Annotated in this window: 25 protein-coding genes; 12 read left to right on the forward strand and 13 right to left on the reverse strand. The window is 69.6% G+C overall.

Going from position 1 to position 23737, the window contains the following annotated elements; translation table 11 throughout:
* A complete protein-coding gene (locus ACXJ3V_RS17270) occupies positions 1 to 882 on the forward strand; it encodes a M48 family metalloprotease (protein ID WP_457101570.1) in 882 nt (293 codons plus the stop codon).
* Positions 883 to 1977 carry a DNA glycosylase AlkZ-like family protein gene (locus ACXJ3V_RS17275; RefSeq protein WP_457101571.1) on the forward strand — a complete coding sequence of 365 codons (1095 nt, stop codon included), beginning with the start codon at positions 883 to 885 and terminating at the stop codon, positions 1975 to 1977.
* 3 nt (positions 1978 to 1980) lie between these two features.
* On the opposite strand, the gene ACXJ3V_RS17280 is transcribed toward ACXJ3V_RS17275, so the two are convergent.
* Positions 1981 to 2895: a hypothetical protein gene (locus ACXJ3V_RS17280; RefSeq protein WP_457101572.1), complete on the reverse strand. Its 915-nt coding sequence runs from the start codon at positions 2893 to 2895 to the stop codon at positions 1981 to 1983.
* Positions 2892 to 4187, reverse strand: coding sequence for a winged helix-turn-helix domain-containing protein (locus tag ACXJ3V_RS17285; protein WP_457101573.1), 1296 nt, complete (start codon positions 4185 to 4187; stop codon positions 2892 to 2894). Before ACXJ3V_RS17285 ends, ACXJ3V_RS17280 begins: the two co-directional genes overlap by 4 nt.
* A 61-nt stretch (positions 4188 to 4248) precedes the next feature.
* Here ACXJ3V_RS17285 and ACXJ3V_RS17290 point away from each other — a divergent pair, with 61 nt between their 5' ends.
* Together ACXJ3V_RS17290 and ilvA are read left to right on the forward strand one after the other, a co-directional pair.
* On the forward strand, positions 4249 to 5439 hold the full coding sequence (locus ACXJ3V_RS17290) for an AI-2E family transporter (RefSeq protein WP_457101574.1): 1191 nt from the start codon (positions 4249 to 4251) through the stop codon (positions 5437 to 5439).
* Entirely contained in the window at positions 5436 to 6674 is a 1239-nt protein-coding gene (ilvA, locus tag ACXJ3V_RS17295; protein ID WP_457101575.1) for a threonine ammonia-lyase, read from the forward strand. Before ACXJ3V_RS17290 ends, ilvA begins: the two co-directional genes overlap by 4 nt.
* Positions 6675 to 6687: 13 nt before the next feature.
* Here the strand turns inward: ilvA and greA are convergent, their stop codons facing one another.
* Both greA and ACXJ3V_RS17305 read right to left on the reverse strand, forming a co-directional pair.
* Positions 6688 to 7179 (reverse strand): transcription elongation factor GreA, encoded by a 492-nt coding sequence (gene greA / locus ACXJ3V_RS17300; protein WP_457101576.1) that lies wholly within the window; start codon positions 7177 to 7179, stop codon positions 6688 to 6690.
* A gap of 90 nt (positions 7180 to 7269) precedes the next feature.
* On the reverse strand, positions 7270 to 7665 hold the full coding sequence (locus tag ACXJ3V_RS17305) for a DUF4307 domain-containing protein (RefSeq protein ID WP_457101577.1): 396 nt from the start codon (positions 7663 to 7665) through the stop codon (positions 7270 to 7272).
* Positions 7666 to 7704: 39 nt separating this feature from the next.
* Here ACXJ3V_RS17305 and ACXJ3V_RS17310 point away from each other — a divergent pair, with 39 nt between their 5' ends.
* Complete coding sequence (locus ACXJ3V_RS17310) at positions 7705 to 8019, forward strand: hypothetical protein (protein ID WP_457101578.1); 315 nt, start codon at positions 7705 to 7707, stop codon at positions 8017 to 8019.
* 8 nt (positions 8020 to 8027) lie between these two features.
* Here ACXJ3V_RS17310 and trhA read toward each other — a convergent pair whose 3' ends face one another.
* Complete coding sequence (gene trhA / locus ACXJ3V_RS17315; protein ID WP_457101608.1) at positions 8028 to 8714, reverse strand: PAQR family membrane homeostasis protein TrhA; 687 nt, start codon at positions 8712 to 8714, stop codon at positions 8028 to 8030.
* Between the two features lie 129 nt (positions 8715 to 8843).
* Here trhA and ACXJ3V_RS17320 point away from each other — a divergent pair, with 129 nt between their 5' ends.
* The 4 genes from ACXJ3V_RS17320 to ACXJ3V_RS17335 all read left to right on the forward strand — a co-directional run bounded on the left by ACXJ3V_RS17320 (position 8844) and on the right by ACXJ3V_RS17335 (position 13020).
* Positions 8844 to 9623, forward strand: a complete 780-nt coding sequence (locus ACXJ3V_RS17320) for an isoprenyl transferase (protein WP_457101579.1) — start codon at positions 8844 to 8846, stop codon at positions 9621 to 9623.
* A gap of 37 nt (positions 9624 to 9660) precedes the next feature.
* Positions 9661 to 10782 (forward strand): aminotransferase class V-fold PLP-dependent enzyme, encoded by a 1122-nt coding sequence (locus tag ACXJ3V_RS17325; RefSeq protein ID WP_457101580.1) that lies wholly within the window; start codon positions 9661 to 9663, stop codon positions 10780 to 10782.
* Positions 10783 to 11000: 218 nt separating this feature from the next.
* Positions 11001 to 12356 (forward strand): PhoH family protein, encoded by a 1356-nt coding sequence (locus ACXJ3V_RS17330; protein WP_457101581.1) that lies wholly within the window; start codon positions 11001 to 11003, stop codon positions 12354 to 12356.
* Between the two features lie 190 nt (positions 12357 to 12546).
* On the forward strand, positions 12547 to 13020 hold the full coding sequence (locus ACXJ3V_RS17335; RefSeq protein WP_457101582.1) for a hypothetical protein: 474 nt from the start codon (positions 12547 to 12549) through the stop codon (positions 13018 to 13020).
* A 114-nt stretch (positions 13021 to 13134) separates the two neighbouring features.
* On the opposite strand, the gene ACXJ3V_RS17340 is transcribed toward ACXJ3V_RS17335, so the two are convergent.
* Genes ACXJ3V_RS17340 through xseA form a run of 7 tightly spaced genes read right to left on the reverse strand, consistent with a single transcriptional unit; the run spans position 13135 to position 19689 of the window.
* Positions 13135 to 13791: a response regulator transcription factor gene (locus tag ACXJ3V_RS17340; RefSeq protein ID WP_457101583.1), complete on the reverse strand. Its 657-nt coding sequence runs from the start codon at positions 13789 to 13791 to the stop codon at positions 13135 to 13137.
* The gene (locus ACXJ3V_RS17345; protein ID WP_457101584.1) at positions 13788 to 15320 is read right to left on the reverse strand and encodes an ATP-binding protein; all 1533 of its coding nucleotides are present in this window, start codon (positions 15318 to 15320) and stop codon (positions 13788 to 13790) included. The genes ACXJ3V_RS17340 and ACXJ3V_RS17345 overlap by 4 nt, the downstream gene beginning before the upstream one ends.
* Before the next feature lie 52 nt (positions 15321 to 15372).
* Positions 15373 to 16767, reverse strand: a complete 1395-nt coding sequence (locus ACXJ3V_RS17350) for a class II fumarate hydratase (protein WP_457101585.1) — start codon at positions 16765 to 16767, stop codon at positions 15373 to 15375.
* 55 nt (positions 16768 to 16822) lie between these two features.
* Entirely contained in the window at positions 16823 to 17482 is a 660-nt protein-coding gene (locus ACXJ3V_RS17355) for a carbonic anhydrase (RefSeq protein ID WP_457101586.1), read from the reverse strand.
* Positions 17479 to 18120: a DUF4245 family protein gene (locus tag ACXJ3V_RS17360; protein ID WP_457101587.1), complete on the reverse strand. Its 642-nt coding sequence runs from the start codon at positions 18118 to 18120 to the stop codon at positions 17479 to 17481. Before ACXJ3V_RS17360 ends, ACXJ3V_RS17355 begins: the two co-directional genes overlap by 4 nt.
* Positions 18120 to 18353: an exodeoxyribonuclease VII small subunit gene (locus ACXJ3V_RS17365; protein WP_457101588.1), complete on the reverse strand. Its 234-nt coding sequence runs from the start codon at positions 18351 to 18353 to the stop codon at positions 18120 to 18122. The genes ACXJ3V_RS17360 and ACXJ3V_RS17365 overlap by 1 nt, the downstream gene beginning before the upstream one ends.
* A gap of 10 nt (positions 18354 to 18363) precedes the next feature.
* A complete protein-coding gene (gene xseA, locus ACXJ3V_RS17370) occupies positions 18364 to 19689 on the reverse strand; it encodes an exodeoxyribonuclease VII large subunit (protein ID WP_457101609.1) in 1326 nt (441 codons plus the stop codon).
* A gap of 107 nt (positions 19690 to 19796) precedes the next feature.
* Here xseA and ACXJ3V_RS17375 point away from each other — a divergent pair, with 107 nt between their 5' ends.
* Together ACXJ3V_RS17375 and ACXJ3V_RS17380 are read left to right on the forward strand one after the other, a co-directional pair.
* Positions 19797 to 20837, forward strand: coding sequence for a 4-hydroxy-3-methylbut-2-enyl diphosphate reductase (locus ACXJ3V_RS17375; protein ID WP_457101610.1), 1041 nt, complete (start codon positions 19797 to 19799; stop codon positions 20835 to 20837).
* Positions 20834 to 21460, forward strand: coding sequence for a DUF6264 family protein (locus ACXJ3V_RS17380; protein WP_457101589.1), 627 nt, complete (start codon positions 20834 to 20836; stop codon positions 21458 to 21460). Before ACXJ3V_RS17375 ends, ACXJ3V_RS17380 begins: the two co-directional genes overlap by 4 nt.
* Positions 21461 to 21523: 63 nt before the next feature.
* Here ACXJ3V_RS17380 and fbaA read toward each other — a convergent pair whose 3' ends face one another.
* Positions 21524 to 22552: a class II fructose-bisphosphate aldolase gene (fbaA, locus tag ACXJ3V_RS17385; protein WP_457101590.1), complete on the reverse strand. Its 1029-nt coding sequence runs from the start codon at positions 22550 to 22552 to the stop codon at positions 21524 to 21526.
* Between the two features lie 182 nt (positions 22553 to 22734).
* Here fbaA and glpX point away from each other — a divergent pair, with 182 nt between their 5' ends.
* On the forward strand, positions 22735 to 23724 hold the full coding sequence (gene glpX / locus ACXJ3V_RS17390) for a class II fructose-bisphosphatase (protein WP_457101591.1): 990 nt from the start codon (positions 22735 to 22737) through the stop codon (positions 23722 to 23724).
* Positions 23725 to 23737 lie beyond the last annotated feature (13 nt).

Here is a 23737-nt window from a genome sequence, read left to right on the forward strand (position 1 = left end):
GTGTACACCGCGATCGCACGCAACAAGCGGAACACCTGGTTCATCCTCCTCGCGTTCGTCGCCTTCCTGGGCGCCATCGGACTGCTCGCCGGCTGGCTCATGGGCAACAACTGGTGGGTGACCGCGTTCATCCTGATCTTCGCGACGGGCTACGCGGCCTTCCAGTACTTCTTCGCCGATAAAGAAGCGCTCGCGATGAGCGGCGCGGTCGAAGTCGGCCGGGAGGATGCCCCGCGCTACTTCCGGCTCGTCGAGAACCTGTGCATCGCCACCGGCACGCCGATGCCGAAGCTCTACGTCGTCGATGACCCCGCCCCGAACGCCTTCGCGACCGGTCGCAAACCTGAGGAGGCCTCGATCACGGTCACGACCGGCCTCTTCGAGCTCATGACCGATCGGGAGCTGGATGGGGTGCTCGGGCACGAGCTCGGCCACATCCGCAACTACGACATCCGGGTCTCACTCCTGGTGTTCGGGCTCGTCGTGGCCGTCGGCATCCTCGCGGACATGTTCCTGCGGGTCGCCTTCTACGGGCGTCGCGGCGGCAATTCGCAATCCCAGGTGTTCTTCCTCATCTTCGGGGTCGTCGCCGCGATCGTGGCGCCCCTGCTCGCCGGCGCCGTGCAGGCCGCGATCTCCCGGCAGCGGGAGTACCTCGCCGATGCGACGAGTGCCATGACGACGCGAGACCCGGAGGGCCTCGCCTCCGCCCTGACGAAGCTGCAGGAGAGCGGGCAGCCATTGCGCCGCGGGAACACCTCGATGGCACACCTGTGGATCGCCGATCCGCTCAAGCCGAACGCGATCGCCCGCATGTTCGCGACGCACCCGCCGCTCCCGGAGCGGATCGAGCGTCTCCGCACGATGGGCGGCGCGTTCTAGGTGCTCCGGCTCTCGCCGGCGCAGGCGCGGCGGATCGCGATCCGCGCGCAGCTGCTCGACGCGCGGAGGCCGGCGGGGGTGGTGGAGACCGTCGAAGACCTCGTCGCGGTGGCCCTCGACCCGACCGCAACCATCGCACGGAGCGCCGACCTGATCCTGTGGAGCAGGATCGGCTGGCCGTACCAGCCCGCGGATCTCGTCCGCGCGATGGAGGAGGACCGGGTCGTCTTCGAGTGGGGCGGCTTCTGCCGGCCGATGTCCGACCTCGCCCTCTTCGTGCCGCTCATGCGCGCGGGCCTGCCCTACCGGGATGCCCGGGACTGGCTCGTCGCCAACGACCGCTTCCGCCGCGATGTGCTCGCGCAGCTGGCCGAGCGCGGACCGCTGCATCCGGCCGAGATCCCCGACACGGCGCAGGTGTCCTGGCGTTCGAGCGGCTGGACGCACAGCCGCAATTCGTCGCAGATGCTCGAGATGCTGCTCAAGACCGGCGAGGTCGCCGTCGCCGCGCGGGATGCGAAGGGCCGGCTGTTCGATCTCGCCGAGCGGATCTACCCGCCTGACCCTCCGCTGCTCGGGGCCGAGGAGGCCGCGGCACTCCGCGCGGAACGACGCCTGGCTTCGCTCGGCATCGCCAGGGCCAAGGGGGTCGCGCAGCCCGGCGAGCCGATCGACGTCGGCACGGTCGGCCGCACGGCGGTCGTGGACGGCGTGGACGGCGAGTGGCAGGTGGACCCGGCATCCGTCGCGCTCGTCGAAGACTTCCAGCCGCGCACCGCGCTCCTGTCGCCGCTGGACCGGCTCGTCTTCGACCGCGATCGCCTCCGCGAGCTGTTCGGCTACGAGTATGTGCTGGAGATGTACAAGCCCGCCGCCCAGCGTCGCTGGGGCTACTTCGCGCTGCCGATCCTGCATGGCGATCGGCTGATCGGCAAGCTCGACGCGAAGGCCGATCGCAAGAGCGGGGTGCTGCGCGTGAACGCGGTGCACGAGGACTTCGCCTGGGAATCGGATGCCGCGGCCGCCGTCGCGGACGAGATCGAGTCCCTCGCCGAATGGCTGGGCCTCACCGTGCTGGGTCTTGCCGAGGACTGATCGTCAGTCGACCGCGAGCACCATCTCGTCGCCCGTGAACGCGATCGTGCCGCGCAGCGCCCAGTCGGCCGCCCGGTAGGTGAACGAGCCTGGCGCGCCGGTGCGGGTGCTTCCCTGCGCGGTGGCCACGATCACCCCGTCGGTGGCGGCGAAGGTCGTCCCATCGGGGGAGAGGCGCACCGTCGGCCGCGTCTCGATCCGGAACGTCAGGCCCGCAAGGGACGCGAGGTCGGCGGCCCACGGAACCTTCAGACCGCAATGGTCGGGCACCGCGGTGGCGGGCGCGGCACACGCATCGGCGTAGGCATCGAGCTGCTCCTGCGCGCGGTCGGTCGCCTCGGCCGTGAGGGTGACGTCCATCGCGACCTCGCTGCGGCCGTCGGCGATGATCGCGGACTCCTCGCCGACGAGCAGACCGCGAGGTGCGGCGACGACGGGATAGACCGCGGGGAGGAGCAGGATCGGCGCGGTGACGGGGGCCAGCGCGTCGCCCACCCACACGGAGTCGCCGAGCGGCGTGCTCACGGTCAGGTCGCCGAGGTAGTCCGCGGCGAGCAGCCACCGCCCGCCCTCCGCGGCGAGTTCGAAGGTGAGCGCGTGCTCTTCGCCGGCGAGCTGGATGGTCGCGTGCACCGTGGTGGTCGCGTCCTCCGCGACGAGCCGATCGATCCGCGGGGAGCGCACGTGCTCCGATGCCCCCGCGAACGCCTGCTCGAGCACCGTCTCGGMGGCGGGGTCGAGCGGCTCCGAGCGCAGGTCGTCGATCGCCGCGAAGTCCCCGGCGGCGAGCGCGTCGAGATACCGCGTCGCGCTCTCCTCGGCGGTGAGCGGCCGGGCGACGAGCCACCACACGACCGCGCCGCCGATGATCAGCGCGGCGGCGCCTACCGCGATGCCGATCACCCCGGCACGTCTCATCGGCTGGCGAGCTCCTCGTCGGCGAGAGCGGGTTCGGCGCCAAGAACGGGTTCACCGGCGAGCGCGTCGTGGCGGTGGGCCTCCGGCAGGACGTCGGCGAGGTCGGCCGTCGCGTCGCCGCGACGCGAGATCGAGATCCCTTCGAGCCCCTGCCACGCCGCCGCGGTCTTCAGCTCCGCGGCAAGACGTGCCGCGGCATTCGCCGGCCTGCCGTGCTCCCACCAGGCGGATTGCACGAGCAGCGTCGACGAGGCGCGGTCTGCCTTCAGGTCCACCCGCCCGACCAGACCGTCGCCGACCAGGACCGGCAGCGAGTAGTACCCGAACTGCCTCTTCGGCGCGGGGGTGTAGATCTCGATGCGGTACTCGAAGTCGAAGAGCCGCTCCGCGCGATCCCGGAACCAGACCACCGGGTCGAACGGGGTCAGGATCGCGGTCGCGTCGACACGGCGGGGGAGTGCCGCGTCGCGGTGCACCCACGCCTTCGCAGGTCGCCCGGCCGACTGCCAGCCCTGCACCGTGACCGGCCGCAGCTCTCCGGCGTCCACGAGTTCGCGGATCGCGGTCGTCAGGGCGGGCCGGTCCTTCACCCGCCAGTAGTCCGCAAGGTCGGACGCCGTGGCCACGCCGTACGAGACCGCTGCCCGCCGGACGAGCTCGCGGATGGCGTCCGGGCGCGCCACCGGAGCCTCGAGCACCTCGGCGGGGATCACATCCTCCGCGAGGGCGTAGCGCCGCTCGAATCCCCGCCGGCCCGCGATCGCCACCTCGCCGAACCACCACAGGTGCTCGAGGGCGTGCTTGACGACATCCCAATCCCACCAGGGCCCGCGGTGGGTCTGCTTGGCGTCGTGCTCGATCTGCGCCGGTCGCAGCGGCCCGCGCGCGGCGAGCTCTGCGCGCACCCAGTCCACGATGTGCCGGTGGGACTCGTACCAGCCGCCCGGCTTCGTGCCGTACCGCTTCCGCATGTCGTCCATGCGGAAGCGGAAGAGACTCCAGTCGGATGCCGGGATGAACGCGGCGACATGCGCCAGGTACTCCACATACGGTGCGTGCCGCGTGAACAGCAGGCGATCGAGGGCGGTCGTGTCGTACGCGCCGAGCCGGGAGAACAGCGGCATGTAGTGGGAGCGGGCGAAAACGTTCACCGAGTCGATCTGCAAGGTGCTCATGCGCGCGATGGCGAGATTGAGCTGCCGAGTGCCGGGGGCCGTTGGACGAGGCCGCCCGAAACCCTGTGCCGTGAGCGCGATGCGCCGCGCTTCGCCGATGCTGAGGGTCTCCTTCACCCGCTCAGCCTAGCCAGGGCGCCCGACACGGCCCCGCGCGGGTGCGGCCTAGACTGGCGGGATGAGCGGCTCCGACGACAAGCCCCGCGGGTCGTTCTTCGATGCTCTGCGCGACCGTTCGCGGGTGATCACGACCGAGGCCGGAGCGACAGTGCCTCGCCGGCTGAGCGTCGCCGCCGCGTACGGCTGGCGCATCCTCGTCATCGCGGCGGTGATCGGACTCGGGGTCTGGCTCGTCATCCAGCTCAAGCTGCTCGTGGTGCCGCTGCTGGTGTCGATCCTCGTCACCGCCCTGCTCTGGCCGATCTTCTCCTGGATGGTCAGCCACCGGTTCCCGAAGTGGCTCGCGATCGTCGTGAGCGCGGTCGGTGCGATCGTGGTGATCGGCAGCCTGTTCGCTCTTGTGGCATGGCAGGTGTCGCGGGAGTGGTCGAGCGTGCAGTCCCGCTCGGTCGCCGCGATGGACCAGTTCCGCCAGTACCTCATCGACGGCCCTCTGGGGCTGACCCCGAGCCAGATCGACGACCTGCTCGCGCAGGGGTGGGAGTTCGTCCAGGCCCAGGCCGAGCTGCTGTGGTCCGGCGCGCTCGCCCTCGGGACGACCGTCGGCCACGTCGCGACCGGCGCGGTGCTGTCGGTCTTCATCCTGCTTTGCCTCCTCGCCGACGGCGGCGGGATCTGGCGCTGGACCACCAGGCTCTTCCCGAAGCAGGCGAGGCCCGCGGTCGACGGCGCAGCGCGCGCCGGCTGGGTGACGGTGGTCACGTACGCGCGGACGCAGCTTCTGGTGGCCACGATCGACGCGGTGGGCATCGGGCTCGGCGCCTACTTCCTCCAGGTGCCCATGGCGCTGCCGATCGCGGTGCTGGTCTTCTTCGGCGCCTTCGTCCCCATCGTCGGCGCGGTCGTGACCGGCACCCTCGCGGTCATCCTCGCCCTGGTCTACAACGGCGTCTGGAGCGCCGTGTGGATGCTGGTCGTCATCCTGGCCGTCCAGCAGATCGAGGGGCATATCCTGCAGCCGCTGCTGATGGGATCCGCCGTCAAGGTGCACCCGCTCGCCGTCGTGCTCGTGGTCGCCGGTGGCGCCATGATCGCGGGCATCCCGGGTGCCCTGTTCGCGGTTCCGATCGCGGCATTCGTCAACGTGGTCGCCGTCTATCTGAGTTCGCGCGCCTGGGAGACCGGCGTCGCGCCACATGGCGATCTGATCTGGGACACCGTCCCGCGTACCAGGAGGACCCGCCCGTGAGTCTCACCCCGACCGTCCCCACCTTGGAAGAATTCGAGCGGGCGGCGGTCGAATTGTCAGGCGTGGTCTCGCACACGCCGCTCGAGGAGTCGCAGGCCCTCTCCGAGGTGCTCGGCGTGCCGGTGCACCTCAAGCTCGAGAACCTGCAGCGCACCGGCTCGTTCAAGATCCGTGGCGCCGCGTACCGGCTCTCCCGACTGAGCCAGGAGGAGCGCGCCCGCGGGGTGGTCGCGGCATCGGCCGGCAACCACGCGCAGGGGGTCGCCCTCGCGGCGCAGGCCCTCGGCATCCACGCGACGATCTTCATGCCGCTGGGCGTGCCGGTGCCCAAGCTTCTGGCCACCCGCGGCTACGGCGCGGAGGTGATCCTCGACGGGGCGACGGTCGAGACCCCGCTCCGACTCGCCGCGGAGTTCGCCGCGCGCACCGGTGCGGTGCTGATCCCGCCCTTCGACAACCGGGACATCATCATCGGTCAGGGCACCCTCGGGCTCGAGCTCTATGACGACCTGCCCGAGGTGGAGACCATCCTGCTCGGCATCGGCGGCGGTGGCCTGATCGCCGGGGTCGCGGCAGCAGTGAAGGCCAGGGCCGCGGTCGATGGACGCGTCGTGCGGGTGATCGGGGTGCAGGCCGAGAACTCCGCCGCCTATCCCTCGTCGCTCGCGGCGGGGGAGCCGCTCCAGGTGGCCACCCGGCCGACGATCGCCGATGGCATCGCGGTCGCGCGGCCGGGCGACATCCCGTTCGCGATCATCAAGGACCTGGTCGACGACGTCGTGACGGTGTCGGACGACGACATCGCACGCGCGCTCCTGGCCCTTCTCGAGCGCGCCAAGCAGGTCGTCGAGCCGGCCGGCGCCGTCGGCGTCGCCGCGATCCTGGCCGGTAAGGTGCACGCGACCGGGCCGACGATCTCGGTGCTGTCCGGCGGAAACATCGATCCGCTGCTGCTCCAGCGCGTCGTCGCACACGGGCTCGCGGCATCCGGTCGCTACATGACCCTGCTGGTGCCTCTGCCGGATCGACCGGGTCAGCTCGCCCGCGTCTCAGAGCTCCTCGCGCAGGCCGGCGCGAACGTCATCGAAGTGCTGCACACGCGCCACGGTCAGGGCCTGCAGATCAGCGAGGTGATCCTGCAGCTCAGCGTCGAGACGCGCGGCCAGGAGCACCGCGCGCACGTCATCGACACGCTCGAGCGGGCCGGCTACACCCCGACCGTCGTCGCAGACTGAGCGATGCGCCCGGTCACTGACCCGCGTAGGTCTCGACCTTCACGACCTCGACCGTGATCTCGCGGCCGTTCGGCGCGGTGTACGAGGTCTTCTCGCCCTCGGCGAGGCCGAGGATGGCGGCGCCGAGCGGGGACGCCTCGCTGTAGACGTCGAGCTCGGAATTGGCGGCGATCTCGCGGTTGCCGAGCAGGAAGACCTCTTCGCCGCCGGCCACGATGGCCGTGACGACGGTGCCGGACTCGACAACGCCGTGGCTCGCGGGCGCCTCGCTGACGGTGGCCGTCTTGAGCAGGTGCTGGAGGGTGCGGATGCGGGCCTCCTGCTTGCCCTGCTCATCCTTGGCGGCGTGGTAGCCGCCGTTCTCCTTGAGATCGCCCTCTTCGCGAGCCGCGGCGATGCGCGCGGTGATCTCCTCGCGGCCGGTCGTAGAGAGGCGCTCGAGCTCGTCGGCGAGACGATCGTAGGCATCCTGAGTGAGGAATGTCACGGGTGCTTCGCTGGACACGTCGGTCTCCTTCGGTAGAAACGCATCTCGTCAAACTTCAGACGCCCCGGCTCTGGCCAGGGCGTCACCAACGATTACGGTCCGGTCAGACTACGTCACCCAGCAGGAGTTGACAAAACCTGTCGTCGCCTCGGCCACGGTCGGAATCCGCTCCTGAAACGCCTGCGTGTGAGCGTCGGATGCCGCGAACTCGACGACCCGCCAGCCCACGACGCCGTGCTCGACATCCTGCGCTTCCAGAGCGCAGGCGACGGCTGCGCCGGCCGGTGCGGAGATCTGCACGTGGACCTGGACCGTGTGCTCATCCACGACGTCGAAGCGCGTCGTATCGGCCGAGACGCTCTGCGCGGAGGTGGCGACGGTCTGCCACAGGAACGCGACCGCGGCCACGACGACCAGGGCGATGGCGATGCCGCCGATCCAGCGCGCGACCGGCGAGCGACGGCGGCCGTACCGCTCGTCGAGCATCTCCTGCGTCGTTGACATCGGGTCCCGTTCGGCGAATTAGGGTGGAGGTTCCAGGCTATGCGCTTCCGCGGAACAGAGGACACGATGCACCAGACGTTCGCCGCACTCACGATTGCGGTTTTGGACGTGACCGGTACGCCGACCCCGGTCGTGGACCCCGCCCTCGTCACCCCAGGACCGTCCGGGTTCGTCGCGATCGCGTTCGTCGCGGTCGCCGCGATGCTGCTGGTGTGGGACATGATGCGCCGCATCCGTCGCGCACGGATCCGCTCGGAGGTCGACGAGATGCTCGATGCCGAAGAAGAAGCCGCTCGGCACGGCGAATCCCCGATCGCGCCGGCCGACGACGACGGCGCCGCCCCCGAGCGCTGAGCGCCGGCCTACGGGTAGAGCGGGTCGACCGCGATGATCAGGCACGCCGTCCAGTGGCACAGGAACGCGAGCACGGTGCACACGTGGAAGATCTCGTGGAAGCCGAAGTGGCGCGGCCAGGGGTTCGGCCGCTTCATCGCGTAGACGATGGCGCCGCCGGTGTACAGCAGCCCGCCGATCGCCACCAGGATCACCATCGCCTTGCTCGCGCTCCAGAGCTGCGGCAGGTACATCACGGCCGCCCAGCCGAGCAGCAGATAGAGCGCGACGTACAGCCAGCGCGGCGCATTGATCCAGAAGACGCGGAACAGGATGCTGATCACCGCGCCGCCCCACACCAGTGAGAGCAGCAGCACGGCCTGGCTCGTCGGCAGGGCGAGCACCGCGATCGGCGTGTAGGTGCCCGCGATCAGCAGCACGATGTTGGCGTGGTCGATGCGCTTGAGCACCGCCTTGGTCGTGGGACCCCAATTGAAGCGGTGATACAGCGCGGAGTTGCCGAAGAGGAGGAGCGAGGTCAGCGCGAAGACGGCGCACGACCATTTGGCGGCCGGACCCTGGGCGAGGGTGACGAGGACGATGCCTGCGACGATCGCGACCGGGAAGGTGGCGGCGTGGATCCAGCCGCGCCACGAGGGCTTGAGGTCGACGGTCGCAACGGCCTCGGCGTCCTCGAGCAGCGGAAGCTGGGGCATCTCCGCGCCCTCGTCGGGCGGGGTCTGGGATTTCGCGCTGCGGGCCACGGCATGAGCATACGTCTCGGAGTATTCCGGCAGGGGCACGCGAGATCGGTGCGCCGTCCCCGGTCGCGGTACCGTAGGCGTGTGACCGTGTCGAACGAGGGCCGAGGCCCCCTCTACCGGCTCTACATCAACCGCCTTCGCCGCAGGCTCCCGCGGGAGGCGGTCCCGCAGCACATCGCGATGATGATCGACGGCAACCGCCGGTGGGCTCGCCAGCTCGGCTACGACTCCGCGGCACACGGTCACCGCGCCGGTGCGGCGAAGATGCGCGATTTCCTCGGCTGGTGCGACGAGATCGGCGTGCGGGTGGTCTCGCTCTATCTGCTGTCCACCGACAATCTCCGCAAGCGCGACACCCAAGAGCTGTCCGATCTCATCGAGATCATCGCCGAGCTCGCAGGCGCGCTCTCCCATGAGCGCGACTGGCGGGTCAAGCACGTCGGACGGGCGGATCTGCTGCCGGCGCCGCTGGCGCGTGCGCTTGCCGATGCCGAGGAGCGCACCCGGGACAAGACCGGCCTCCACGTCAATCTCGCGGTCGGCTACGGCGGGCGCTCCGAGATCGTCGACGCGGTCCGCAGCATCATCGCCCAGCACGGCGGCGAAGGCGGATCGCTCGAGGAGCTCGCCGAGAGCCTCACGCCGGAGCAGATCGGGGAGCACCTCTACACGGGGGGTCAGCCGGATCCGGATCTGGTGATCCGCACGTCGGGGGAGCAGCGGCTGAGTGACTTCCTGCTCTGGCAGAGCGCGCACAGCGAGTTCTACTTCGTCGAGGCGCTCGGACCCGATCTGCGCGAGGTCGACTTCCTCCGCGCGATCCGCGACTACACGTCGCGAGATCGACGATTCGGCGGCTGAGCCCTGCCATTGCGGGGTCGCATGCCAGAATGTGAACGTGACCGATTGGGAGTCGTTTCTGGGGTCCTTCGACGGCGAGCCGGGATATCTGGATTGGGCGGCATTCGGCCCGCTCTCGCCGTCGGTGCGCGCCGAGGTGCATGCCGACGCCGAGCTGCTCGGGTCGGGGCGACCATCGGGCATCGATCTCGTGGGCGACCATGCCCGCGAAGCGCGCGAGCTGCTCGCCACCCTGCTGCGGACGGATGCCGCGCAGATCGCCCTGCAGCCTTCCACGACTTACGGGCTCATGCAGGCCATCTACGGGCTCGCCGGTGGTCTGCTGGTGTCCCGCGCCGAGTTCCCGAGCCTGACCGTCGCCGCGTCTCGCGCCGCGGAGGCGCTCGGGTCGATCCAGGTCCAGTGGTTCGAGCCGGACCGCGGGTTCGTCACACCCGAGGCGGTGCGCGACGCCCTCACCGACGACACGCAAGCGGTCGCGGTGAGCCTCGTCGATTTCCGCACCGGCTATCGCGCCGACCTGTCGGCGCTCCGCGACGTCATCGGCGACCGGCTGCTGATCGTCGACGCGATCCAAGGTGCGGGTGTCGTCGACGCGGACTGGGATGCCGCGGACGTCATCGCCGGCAACGGGTACAAGTGGCTCCGCTCCGGCCGGGGGACCGGTTTCGTCGCCTTCTCGGAGCGCGCGCTCGAGCGGATCACGCCCGTCCTCTCGGGGTTCGCCGGCACCGAAGGAGACCTGCCGCTGGACAGCGTCCCCGCGCCGGCCCCGTCCGCGCAGGCCTTCACCGTGGCGGGCCCGGACCATCTCGCGTTCGCCCGGCTGACCAGCGGACTGCGCGACATCCTCGACGTGGGTGTGCCGGCGATCGAGAGCGAGCTGACCGCACGGTCCGGAGATGTCATGTTCTTCGCCGACCGCTACGAGATCCCCGTGCTGACGYCGCGCGAGCCGCAGTACCGGGCCGGGATCGTCGCGCTGGCGCCCGAGCCCCAGGACGTCGGGCCGCTGGCCGCGTCGCTGTCCAACCACGGGCTCACCGTCACGGTCCGCGGTGGCATGGTGCGCGTTTCGCCGCACGTGGGCACCGGCGCCGACACGCTGCGTCTGTTCGGAGACGCCCTGGCCGCGTTCACCGCGGCCCGGGTCTGGTGACGCGACCCGCGATCCAGCCGGCGACCGGCGCCGCGGCATCCGGAGTTCACATATTCGTAACCGGAGCACAGCGTGTCTTGGGCGTGTCTGTCGTCGGCCGGACGTACGTTCATGGCATCGGGCAAGGTGCCTGATCGAGTCGGCCTTATGGATTGCGACTCGTGACCCCATGGTCGACTCGTGACCGCCGGGTGATCCGCCCGGGGCGGGAGTGGGTTGTGACCACACGAGCACCACAGAAGCAGCACCGCGAGACGGCCGACGAGGCTTTCGAGCAAAGCGCGGATCTGCGCACCTACGTGCTGGACACCTCCGTGCTGCTGAGCGATCCGCGGGCGTTCTTCCGCTTCGCCGAGCACAACGTCGTGATCCCGATCGTGGTGATCACCGAGTTGGAGGGCAAGCGGCACGATCCCGAGATCGGGTACTTCGCCCGGCAGGCGCTGAGACATCTCGATGAACTCCGGGTCGAGCACGGCCGGCTCGACTTCCCGGTTCCCGTGGGCGAAGGCGGAACCCTCCGCGTCGAGCTGACCAACACGGACGCCTCGGTGCTCCCGAGCGGCATGCGCCTCGGCGACAACGACACCCGCATCCTCGCGGTCGCGATGAATCTCGCCCAGGACGGGCAGGAGGTCACGGTCGTCTCCAAAGACCTCCCGATGCGCGTCAAGGCCGCCTCGCTGGGCATCTCCGCCGAGGAGTACCTCGCCGAGCAGGCGGTCGACTCCGGCTGGACCGGCATCGCCACCATCGACGTCTCGGGCGACGACATCAGCGACCTCTACGAGAGCGAGGTGGCAACCGGCGACAACGTCAAGGGCCTCCCCGTGAACACGGGGCTCATCATCCACTCCGAGCGCGGATCCGCACTCGGACGGGTGACCGGGGACGGCGGCTACCGGCTCGTCCGGGGCGACCGTGACGTGTTCGGTCTGCACGGTCGCTCCGCCGAGCAGCGCATCGCCATCGATCTCCTCCTCGACCCCGAGGTCGGCATCGTGTCTCTCGGAGGGCGTGCGGGAACGGGGAAGTCCGCGCTCGCCCTCTGCGCGGGCCTCGAGGCCGTGCTGGAGCGCCAGCAGCAGCGGAAGATCATCGTCTTCCGGCCGCTGTTCGCGGTCGGCGGGCAGGAGCTCGGCTACCTTCCGGGCGACGCCCAGGAGAAGATGAACCCCTGGGGGCAGGCGGTGTTCGACACCCTCGGCTCGGTCGTCTCGTCCAACGTGGTCGAGGAGGTCATCGAGCGGGGCCTGCTCGAGGTGCTTCCCTTGACGCACATTCGCGGGCGATCGCTGCACGACGCCTTCGTGATCGTCGATGAGGCGCAGTCGCTGGAGCGCAACGTGCTGCTCACGGTGCTGAGCCGCATGGGACAGAACTCGCGGGTGGTGCTCACTCACGACGTCGGTCAGCGCGACAACCTGCGGGTCGGTCGACACGACGGTGTCGCCTCGGTGATCGAGACACTCAAGGGACATGACCTGTTCGGCCACGTCACGCTGGTGCGGTCGGAGCGGTCCGCGATCGCGGCGCTGGTCACCGACCTGCTGGAGGCCGGCGAGATCGCCTGAGCAGTCGCAGCGTGGGGGCCGGGATGCCGCATCCCGGCCCCTTTGCGCGGGCTATGCGCCGGCTTCGAATATGAGGAAAGTCTCATCGGTTCCGGCCCATGATCGGGCGACGGTCTGCGACCATTGAGGAAGCGAAAGGGATCGCTGAGTCCGGGGTGATTCGGGCTGGGATCTGATTGGGGAATGGCACGTGGACGCAAGGGCGAGGTTCGCAGCCGGCGGCTTTTTCGCCGGCGCTGCGGTCGTCGCCGTCCTCAGCGCCGTTGCGATGGCCAACGCCGCCGCGATCGCGGAGGTGCCTGGCGCCTCGACCGGCCTGCCCGCCATTCGAGTCGCCGCGTCCGTCCCGTCAGTTGCCTCCCCCCTGGCCACCGTTGCGGCGAACCCGCCGGCCTCGATCGTCCTTCCGGTTCCGGTCCCCACGACCGAGACGGTGCCGGCTCCCGAGCCCGCCGTGCTGAGCGCGGTCACTTCCGCGGGCGCCGCCGCGGGGCCTGCCGCCCACCCGGCAGACATCACCAAGCACGACAAGGTGAACAAGACTTCGGCCGATAAGTCGGCCGCACAGACGCCCGCAAAGGCGGGTAACCCATCCGGACATCAGCTCAACGAGCAATCCGGATTGAAGAGAAGTCGATCGCACGTTCCCCCAGACGGCGATTGACCAGGCCGGAGTCCCCCAGCTCCGCGCCCTCCCCAGCCCCCGGTGTCCCCCAGCACCGGGGGCTTCTTCGTGGGCTCACGGGTCAGGACCGGGGTCAGGCGCCGGCGTACCGGATCACTCCCAGCGGTAGCCGGCGCCGCGGACTGTCGCGATGTGGTGGGCGCCGACCTTCGTGCGGAGGTAGCGGACGTAGACGTCCACGACGTTGGAGCCGGGATCGAAGTCCATGCCCCACACGCGGCTGAGCAGCACCTCGCGGCTGAGCACCTGGCCGGGACTGCGCAGGAACTGCTCGGCCAGCGCGAACTCCCGGGCGGACAGCTCCACTTCCCTGGACCCGACGGTTACGCGCCTGGCCAGGATGTCCATCACGATGTCACCATGCGACAGTGCGGTCGGTGCAGTTCCCACGGTGTCGCGCAGGCGCGACCGCACGCGCGCGAGGAGCTCGTCGAACGTGAACGGCTTCGGGACGTAGTCGCTGGCGCCGGCATCCAGTCCCTCGACGGTGTCACGGGTGCTGGATCGCGCGGTCAGCATGATCACCGGCACCGCGCTGCCGCGGCCGCGCAGCTCGCGCAGCACCTCGAGCCCGTCCATCGAGGGCAGTCCGATGTCGAGGAGCACCAGGTCGATGTCCGGATGCTGGGCGCGCTCCAGCGCCTCGAGCCCGTCGTCGACGATCTCGGTCTGGTATCCGGCGGCCTGCAGCCCCCGGCTGACGAAGGCGGCGATCCGCTGCTCGTCCTCGACGATGAGGATGGTGGTCATCCGGCTGCCTCCCGCTGGAGCACGACGTCGCCTGCTCGCACGGGGCGGGGCAGCTCCGTGTTCGGGAGCGGGAGGTGGATGGTGAAGGTCGCGCCGCCGCCGTCGGTGTCGGTGACCACGCATCGCCCGCCGTGCGCCTTCGTGATGGCGTCGACGATGGCAAGTCCGAGGCCCGACCCGCCCACGGTCCGCTTGCCGTGCGCCCGGTCGAACCGGCGGAAGATGCGGTGCCGGACGGCGGGGGCGATCCCCGGTCCGTGATCGCGCACCCAGAGGCGTGCGCCGTCGTTGTCCATGGCGCTGCCGATCTCGATCATGGATCCCTCGGGGGTGTACTTCGCGGCGTTGTCCGCCAGCTGGAGCCAGGCTTGGAGGAGTCGATCATGGTCGCCTCGGATGCTGCCGGTGCCGATCGCCTCGACCCGCCAGTCATGCCCGGCGATCACCGCCACCAGCTCCCCGGTACGGGCGGTGAGCGCGGCCAGGTCGAGCTCGTCCATCGCGAACTGGTCGCCCTCGACGGCAGCCAGCAGATCGATGTCGTCGACGAGTCGGGTCATGCGATCGAGTTCGGCGATGCCGATCTCGCGCGCGCTCTCCACATCGGCGACATCGTGCGAGTCCATCATCTCCAGGTGCCCTCGCACGATCGTGATCGGCGTCTTCAGCTCGTGCCGAACGTCGTCGAGCAGCTGCCGCTGCACATCCACCGAGCCCTCGAGGCGATCCAGCATCGAGTTGACGGTGCGGGTCAGATCGGAGATGTCGTCGTTCCCCTCGGCCTGGAGCCGGGGGGAGAGATCGCTGATCGTGATCGAGTCGGCGGCGTCGCGGAGGCTCCGAATGGGAGACAGCAGCCGGCCGGCGACGAACCAGCCGACGATGGCGATGGCAATGAGGACCGCGACCGCGGCGATCCAATACGTGGTGATCGTGGAGGTCACCGACCCGAGCTCGGCTTCGAGCTTCACCGCCCGGAGATACACGCCCTTCTGCGGATCGCCGGGCATCTCGATCGGGACCGCGATATAGCGCAGTGGGCCTTCGGCCGTGGACGCGGTGCCGATCACGGTGCCGCCCTCCGCCGTCGCCTCGCGCACGGCGCGCTCGATCAGCGCGGTGTCGTCGGACAGCTTGAACCCGGACAGCGTCTGCGGGACGAAGCGCGGGTGACCGTCGATGACCCCCACCGAGCCCTCATTGGGGCCGGTCACCAGCCGGGCGACCGCCGCGCGCAGGTAATCTTCGACCGTCTCGTACGCGTCGATGTCGAGGGGCTCGACAGTTGTCGCGGTGCCGTCGTCCGCTGTGTCCGGCGTTTCCGTCGTATCCGTCGTATCCGTCGGACGGGCGAGGGTCTGCAGTGCCTGCACCTGCGCGCGGAGTCGCATGTTGACGTCGTCGAGCACCCGCTCACGCTGCGCGAGGAAGGTGACGCTGCCGACCACGGCGAGGCCCACGCACGCGACCGCGAGGATGGCCCCGAGGATGCGCGCGCGCGCCGAGATGGGTCTGGGCGTGCGGGTCACACCCCGATTATCGCCCCGCGGAGGTTCCGGCTGGTGCAGACGCTCGCGATCATCAGCCAGGGTGGGTCATCGAGAGGAGGTCGAGCTTCTCGTCGAGCTGCTCGATCGTGAGGTCGCCGCGCTCGACATAGCCGAGGTCGATCACCGCTTCCCGCACGGTGATGCCCTTCGCGACCGAGTGCTTCGCGATCTTGGCGGCCGCCTCGTAGCCGATCAGCTTGTTGAGCGGCGTGACGATCGAGGGCGACATCCCGGCATACGCGGCCGCGCGCTCGACGTCGGCTTCGAGGCCGTCGATCGTGCGGTCGGCGAGCAGACGCATTGAATTGGAGAGCAGCCGGATCGATTCGAGCAGCGCCGTGCCCATCACCGGGATCGCGACGTTCAATTCGAACGAGCCGGAGGCGCCGGCCCAGGCCACCGTGGCGTCATTGCCGATCACCCGCGCGCACACCATCAGCACGGCTTCGGGCACGACGGGGTTGACCTTGCCGGGCATGATCGACGAGCCCGGCTGGAGATCGGGGATGCGGAGCTCGCCCAGCCCGGTGTTGGGGCCGGAGCCCATCCACCGCAGGTCGTTGTTGATCTTGGTCAGCGAGACGGCGATGGTGCGCAGGGCGCCGGATGCCTCGACCAGGCCGTCCCGGTTTGCCTGGGCCTCGAAGTGGTCCTTGGCCTCGGTGATCGGCAGCTCGGTCTCTTCGGCGAGGATCGCGATGACCTTCTGGGGGAACCCGAGCGGCGTGTTGATGCCGGTGCCGACCGCGGTGCCGCCGAGCGGCACCTCGCCCACGCGGGGGAGCACCGACTGCACCCGGTCGACGCCGAGGCGGATCTGGCGCGCGTAGCCGCCGAACTCCTGACCGAGGGTGACGGGGGTCGCATCCATGAGGTGGGTGCGGCCCGACTTGACGACGGACTTCCACTCCTCGGCCTTGTGCTCGAGGGCGACGGCCAGGTGGTCGAGGGCCGGGATCAGGTCGTCGATGAGGGCCTGGGTCACCGCGATGTGCACCGAGGTGGGGAACACGTCGTTCGAGGACTGGGATGCGTTGACGTGGTCGTTCGCGTGAACGGGGGCGCCGAGCTTGCGCGTGGCGAGCGTCGCGAGCACCTCGTTCATGTTCATGTTCGAGGACGTGCCGCTGCCGGTCTGGTAGGTGTCGACCGGGAACTCGGCGTCGAACGCGCCGGAGATGACGTCGTCGGCCGCTGCGGCGATCGCGTCGGCGATGCCGGCGTCCAGCGTGCCGAGCTCCTTGTTCGCGAGGGCCGCGGCCTTCTTGATGCGGGCGAGGGCCGCGATCTGCGACGACTCCAGGCCCTTGCCGGAGATGGGGAAGTTCTCGACGGCGCGCTGTGTCTGCGCGGCATACAGGGCGTGCAACGGAACGCGCACTTCTCCCATGGTGTCGTGCTCGATGCGGTACTCGGTGTCGGTCACTTCATTGTTCCTGTTCGTTCGGTGCGGATGCGGCGCGCGGGTCGCCCCTGCGGGTCTAGGCGTAGCGGGTGTCGGCGTCTGTCGCGGGTCCCACGATGATGTCGGGCACCACCGTGCCCTCGCCGAGCCGGTAGTTGGCTCCGACGATCGCGAGTCGCTTCGCGGCGACGGCCCCCGAGATGAGGTCTGACGAGTTGAGCAGTTCGGCGACGGTGTCGCGCAGGTGCTCGCGGCCGACCTGCTCGGCGTCGACGGTCTCGGGCGTCATGTCGAAGTCGCCGCGCAGCACCCGGCGTGCGGCCGGCACGATCGCGGATATCTGGCGCCAGATGTGCGCGGGCAGGGCGGGGGTGTCGAGGCGCATGCTGTCGATGGCCGCTTTCACTGCGCCGCACTCGTCGTGTCCGAGCACGACGATCAGGGGCACATCGAGTATTGCGACGGCGTACTCGAGGCTGCCGATGACCGAGTCGGAGATGACCTGTCCGGCGTTGCGCACCACGAAGAGGTCGCCGAGGCCCTTGTCGAAGATGATCTCCGCCGCGAGGCGCGAGTCCGAGCAGCCGAACAGCGCGGCGCGCGGCGTCTGACCGGCGGCGAGTTCGCTGCGGTGCTCGACGTCCTGACGGGGGTGCTCGGGCTCACCTGCGACGAAGCGGGCATTGCCACGCCGCATCTCGTTCCACACCTTCTGCGGTGTCGGCCTGTCGGTCATCGACCCTCCTCGTTGAGTTCGCGCAGCTGGTCGGCGACCGCCGAGGCGGCCAGCTCCGCGGTCTTCTGCCCGGAGCTGCCGTAGATGACGACGGTGTCGTCGCCCGCCTGGGTGCTGAGCGCGACCGAGACGTTGCCGGCACGCTCAGGGTCGGGGATGTCGTAGGTGGTCCACTCGACGCCGTCGATCGTCACGGTGCCGTCGGCATCCGCTCCCTGGAGCACGCGGGTCGGCCACGCCGGATCGGCATCGAACCCCTGCGCCACCCGGAGGTAGCCGTCGGCGTCATCGGGGACGTAGACGATCGTCCACGCGCGCACCGAGTCGCCCTCGACGGCCGCCCCGTTCACGATCCACTCCTGGGGGACGTCGGGCACGAGGACGGTGCGACCGAGGCTGGACTCCACCTGCTCGGCGACCGTGGCGACGTCGATCGGCTTCGCTGCGGGCATCTCACCCCGCGGTACCGCGAAGATGATCACGGCGACGATGGCGAGCGTGGCCAGCAGCGCGGCGATGAGGTTGCGGAACGTCTGGCTCGATCGGTAGTTCGCCGAGAACTCCGCTTTGCGCGCGGCGGTCTCTTCCGGGGTCTCAGGGCGACCGAGCTCGGCGACGATGCGCGGTGCTTTCGCCATCACGAGGGAGTGCCTTCTGCGCCGGCGCGGGCGGCGTCGAGCCGGCGCTTCGCGCCGAGCAGCCACTCCTCACAGCGCGCTGCGAGGGCTTCGCCGCGCTCCCACAGCGCGAGCGACTGCTCCAGCGTGGGCGCACCCTGCTCGAGTTCGGCAACCACGCGAACGAGCTCATCGCGAGCCTGCTCGAACGACAGATCTGCGACCTCTGGGGTCTGCTCGCTCGACACAGCCATGTCTTCCATCCTAGTTCGGCGCCGCCTCGGACCCGGGCGCGGGGGCGGACGCGGCATCCGCTGCGCTCTCCGGAATCTCGCCCTCGGAACGCGCCGCGAACGAGCCTCGTCCGACGGTGATCGCGATGCCGGCACCCGCCGGCGCCTGCGCGGCGTCGCGGACGATCCGGCCGTCGGAGAGGTGGGCGATCGCGTAGCCGCGCGCGAGGGTCGAGGCGGGGGAGAGGGCGCGCAGCGCGGCGCGGAGTTCCGCGGCGCGGCGCGATTGGGACTGCATCGCCCGGTCGACGAGTTCACGGCCGCGCGACACCTGCTGCCACACGAGCTGGGCGCGCGAGTCGAGCATCGCTTCGGGGCTGCGCAGCGCCGGCCTTGAGCGGAGCTGCTCGAGCTGCGCGATGTCGTGGCTGAGCCGATGGGTGAGGCGCGTCGTCAGCCGCGACCGCAGCTGCGCGACGAGAGCACGCTGCTCGGACACGTCCGGCACGATGCGCTTCGCCGCGTCGGTCGGGGTGGAGGCCCGGAGGTCGGCGACGTCGTCGAGCAGGGGGCGGTCGTTCTCGTGGCCGATCGCGCTGACGATGGGGGTGGATGCCGCGGCCACCGCCCGCAGCATCTTCTCGTCGCTGAAGCCGAGCAGGGTCTGCGGGTCGCCGCCGCCGCGCGCGATGACGATCACCTCGACCTCGGGGTCGGCGTCGAGGATCTTGAGCGCCGCGATCGTCTCAGGCACACACCGGTCGCCCTGCACCGCCGCGTGGATCGTGCGGAACCGCACCTGCGGCCAGCGGAGCTCGGCATTGCGAAGAACGTCTTTCTCGGCGTCCGACTTCTCACCGGTGATGAGCCCGATGACCTGAGGGAGGAACGGGAGCGGCTTCTTGCGCGCCGGATCGAACAGCCCCTCGCCGCGGAGCTGCGTGCGCAGCCGTTCGAGGCGCTCGAGCTGGTCGCCGAGACCGACGTGGCGCACCGACGACACGGTGAAGGTGAAGTCGCCGGTCTTGACGAAGTAGTCGGCTTTGACGCACGCGATGACGTGATCGCCGACCTTCAGGTCGCCCGGAGTGCGCTGCAGCGTCTTGGACCAGAGGCGGAAGGAGATCGTCGCGTCGGAGTCGAGGTCTTTCAACCGGCCGAACACGTTGCCGCTGCGCAGATTCCAGCCGGTGATCTCGCCCTCGACCCAGACGAAGCCCCACTTCTCGATGAAGCCGCGGATCGTGTCGTTGAGCCGGGCCACCGACGTAGGGGTGTCGACGGTCGATTCCCGGGGGTGGATCGACCCCGGCGCGGGTGCCTGGCCGGTCGTGGAATCGGGCTGGAAGATCGTCATCGTGGCCCTTCGCTCGGCGGACGTCCAGGACCAGGTCGGAGCCACGCCCGTAYAATCAACAGGTGAGCACCCCCTCTGCCGTCGTATCGGCACGCCCGGCAGTCAGCCTGCCCGTTCCGCGAGTGCCCAGGCGGCGGGAGAGTCTCCAGGATATCCCGGTGCCCGGACACAAGCGGGTGCTCCTCGCTTCCCCCCGCGGATACTGCGCGGGCGTGGACCGTGCCGTCATCGCCGTCGAGAAGGCACTGGAGCGCTACGGCGCGCCGGTGTACGTGCGCAAGCAGATCGTCCACAACATCCACGTCGTGACCGAACTCGAGAGCAAAGGTGCGGTGTTCGTCGAGGAAGTCGACGAAGTGCCCGAAGGTGCGCACGTGGTGTTCAGCGCGCACGGGGTGTCGCCGGCCGTCGTGGCCGCGGCATCCGATCGCGGTCTGCGCGCCATCGACGCGACCTGCCCGCTCGTCACAAAGGTGCACCGCGAAGCGGTGCGGTTCGCCCGCGACGACTTCGAGATCCTGCTGATCGGCCATGAGGGGCACGAAGAGGTCGAAGGCACCGCGGGCGAGGCGCCCGAACACGTGACGATCGTCAACTCGCCGGCCGATGCCGACACCGTTGTGGTGCGCGATCCGTCGAAGGTCGTGTGGCTGTCGCAGACGACGCTCTCGGTCGACGAGACGATGGAGACCGTGCGGCGGCTGCGGCTGCGGTTCCCGCTGCTGCAGGATCCGCCGTCGGACGACATCTGCTACGCGACGCAGAACCGTCAGGTCGCGATCAAGAAGGTCGCGAAGGATGCTGATCTCGTCATCGTCGTCGGCTCGTCGAACTCGTCGAACAGTGTGCGCCTCGTCGAGGTCGCCCTCGAGCACGGGGCGAAGGCGGCGTATCGGGTGGACTACGCCGACGAGGTGAAGCAGGAGTGGCTCGACGGCGTCGAGACGGTCGGCGTCACCAGCGGCGCATCGGTGCCCGAGGTGCTCGTCGAGGAAGTGCTCGAGCAGCTCGCCGGCGCCGGCTACCGCGACATCGAAGAGGTGCGGACCGCGGAGGAGGACCTGCTGTTCTCACTCCCGAAGGAGCTGCGTCAGGATGCCGATGGCCGGCGTGACGACCGTGCCATCGGTGGGAGGATCCGCTCATGAGCATCCCCACCGACCCGGATCGTCCCGCGCGTCCGCAGTACGGCGAGTATGCGACGCCGGAGGAGCAGCGCGCCCGGATCAAGCAGCCCGACGCGTCGCGCGCGCTCGAGGAGGGTCACGCGTTGACGCCTGCTCCGCCGGCGGTTGTCGCGCCGGTGGCGAAGCAGCCGGCGTCGCGTCGGCCGGCGACGGCGACCGGCACGGTCTCGCTCGCTCACACCGACACCTCCGACCAGGCGGTGCGCCGGCGCAACCTCGACCGCGTCGTGACGTGGATGCTGCTCGGGTACGGCCTGTTCACCGTGGTGACGCAGATCCCGTCGTACCTCGACTACGCCGGCTTCGCATCGTCGTTCTTCTCGATCCTGGGGGTGAACGTCACGCTCACCGATCCGGCGGGCGCGCAGGTGTGGGGGACCGCCGCGGCCGTGGTGCTCGGGGTCGGCTGGCTGCTGACCGCCGTGCTCTCCTGGCTGCGGATGCGGTCTGGCCACCGGGGATGGTGGGTGCCGCTGATCGGCGGCATCGTGTTCACCTTCGCAGCGGCGTGCCTGATGATCGTGCCGCTGATGACCGATCCCGCGGTGTGGCCGGCGCTCGAGAAGGCCCTGCTCCCCGCGTGAAACTGACGAGGGACCCGGGCTGATCCAGCCCAGGTCCCTCGTCTGTTCAGTGGGTGTCGACGGTCAGCTCTGCGACTTGCCGTGCGAGCCGAGCTGCTGGGTGGCCTCGACTACGCGCGCTGCCATGCCGGTCTCGGCGACCTTGCCCCAGGCGCGGGGGTCGTAGGCCTTCTTGTTGCCCACTTCGCCGTCGACCTTGAGCACGCCGTCGTAGTTCTTGAACATGTAGCCCGCGACCGCACGCGTGAAGGCGTACTGGGTGTCGGTGTCGATGTTCATCTTGACGACGCCGTTCGCGACCGCGAGTGCGATCTCCTCGGCGGTCGATCCGCTGCCGCCGTGGAAGACGAGGTCGAGCGGCTTCGCGCCGGTGTTGAACGCCGACGCGATGCCCGCCTGGATCTCGCCGAGCAGCTCGGGGCGCAGCTTGACGTTGCCGGGCTTGTAGACGCCGTGCACGTTGCCGAACGTGAGCGCGGCGATCCAGCGGCCCTGATCGCCGAGGCCGAGGGCCTGGACGACCTGCGACACATCGGCGGTGGTCGTGTAGAGGGCATCGTTCGAGCCCTCGTGCTGGACGCCGTCCTCTTCGCCGCCGACGACGCCGATCTCGACCTCGAGGATGGCGTTGATCGCCTTCAGTCGGGGGAGGAGCTCCTTGGCGATGTCGATGTTCTCGCTGAGCGGCACGGCCGAGCCGTCCCACATGTGGGACTGGAAGATGGGGTGTCCGCCGTCGGCGACGGCCTGCTCGGACGCGGCGACCAGCGGCAGCACGAAGTCCTCGAGTGCGGGCTTGGGGCAGTGGTCGGTGTGCAGCGCGACCGTGATCGGGTAGCTCTTGGCGACCTCGTGGGCGAACTTCGCGAAGGCGAGCGCGCCGGTCGCGCGGGCCTTGACGGTGTGACCGGCGAAGTAGTCGGCACCACCGGTGGTGACCTGGATGATTCCGTCCGACCCGGCCTCGGTGAGGCCCTGGAGGATGGCGTTCACGCTCTGCGAGCTGGCGGCGTTGAACGCGGGGTAGGCGAAGCCGCCCGCCTTCGCACGATCCAGCATTTCGGCGTACTGCTCGGGGGTGGCGACGGGCATGACAACTCCTTGGTCTCGGCGTTCACAGCAACTCTAGCGAAGCGGGGTGCCGCGGCGGGATGTCCCGAAGAGGCGCCTGGAGATGTGGGCGTCCTTCTCCTCGGGAAAGATTTGCAATTCCTTCGCGCGCGCGACACCGGATTCTAGAGCGCCGTGGCAACCTTCGTCGCTAGGGTGGGGCCATGGTAAGTCTTACCGCGGACATGAGCCCGCTGCATCCCGACCGAAATCTTGCGATGGAACTGGTTCGCGCCACGGAGGCGGCTTCGATTCGCGCCGTGCCGTTCATCGGCCGGGGGCAGAAGGAGCTCGCCGACGGTGCCGCCGTCGATGCGATGCGCGCCTTCCTGACGACCGTCAACTTCGACGGTGTGATCGTGATCGGCGAGGGCGAGAAGGATGACGCCCCGATGCTCTTCAACGGCGAGAACGTCGGCAACGGCCGGGGTCCGCAGTGCGACATCGCGGTCGATCCGATCGATGGAACGACGCTGACCGCAGAAGGTCGCAACAACGCGCTGTCGGTCATCGCCGTGTCCGACCGCGGCACGATGCTGGACGCCTCATCGGTCTTCTATATGGACAAGCTCGTCACCGGCCCCGCCGGCGTAGGGGTCGTCGACATCCGGCTGCCGGTCGGCGAGAACATCCGGCTGCTGGCCAAGGCGCTGGGCAAGCCGGTGGACGAGATCGTGGTCTCGGTGCTCAACCGGCCGCGCCACGCGCAGCTGATCGCGGACATCCGGGCTTCGGGTGCCGGCACGCGTCTGATGTCGGACGGCGACGTGGCCGGCGGCATCAACGCCGCGCGCCACAATGCGCGCACCGACATGTGTGTCGGCGTCGGCGGAAGCCCGGAGGGCATCGTCACGACGTGCGCGATCAAGGCCCTCGGTGGACACATCCAGGGACGCCTGTGGCCGCGCGATGACGACGAGAAGCAGAAGGGCAAGGATGCCGGTCTGCGCCTCGACGGATACGTCTATGAAGCAGATGAACTGGTGACCGCCAAGAACACGCTGTTCGTCGCCACCGGAGTCACCAACGGCGAACTCGTGGCGGGTGTGCGGCGCGAGGGCGGGTACATCTACACCGAGAGCGTCGTCATCCGCGGGGCTTCGGGCACGCTGCGCCGCATCGCCTCGGAGCACCTGACGTCGAAGTGGCTCTGATCTGACCCCTATT

The organism is Microbacterium sp. P5_E9 (assembly GCF_054049175.1).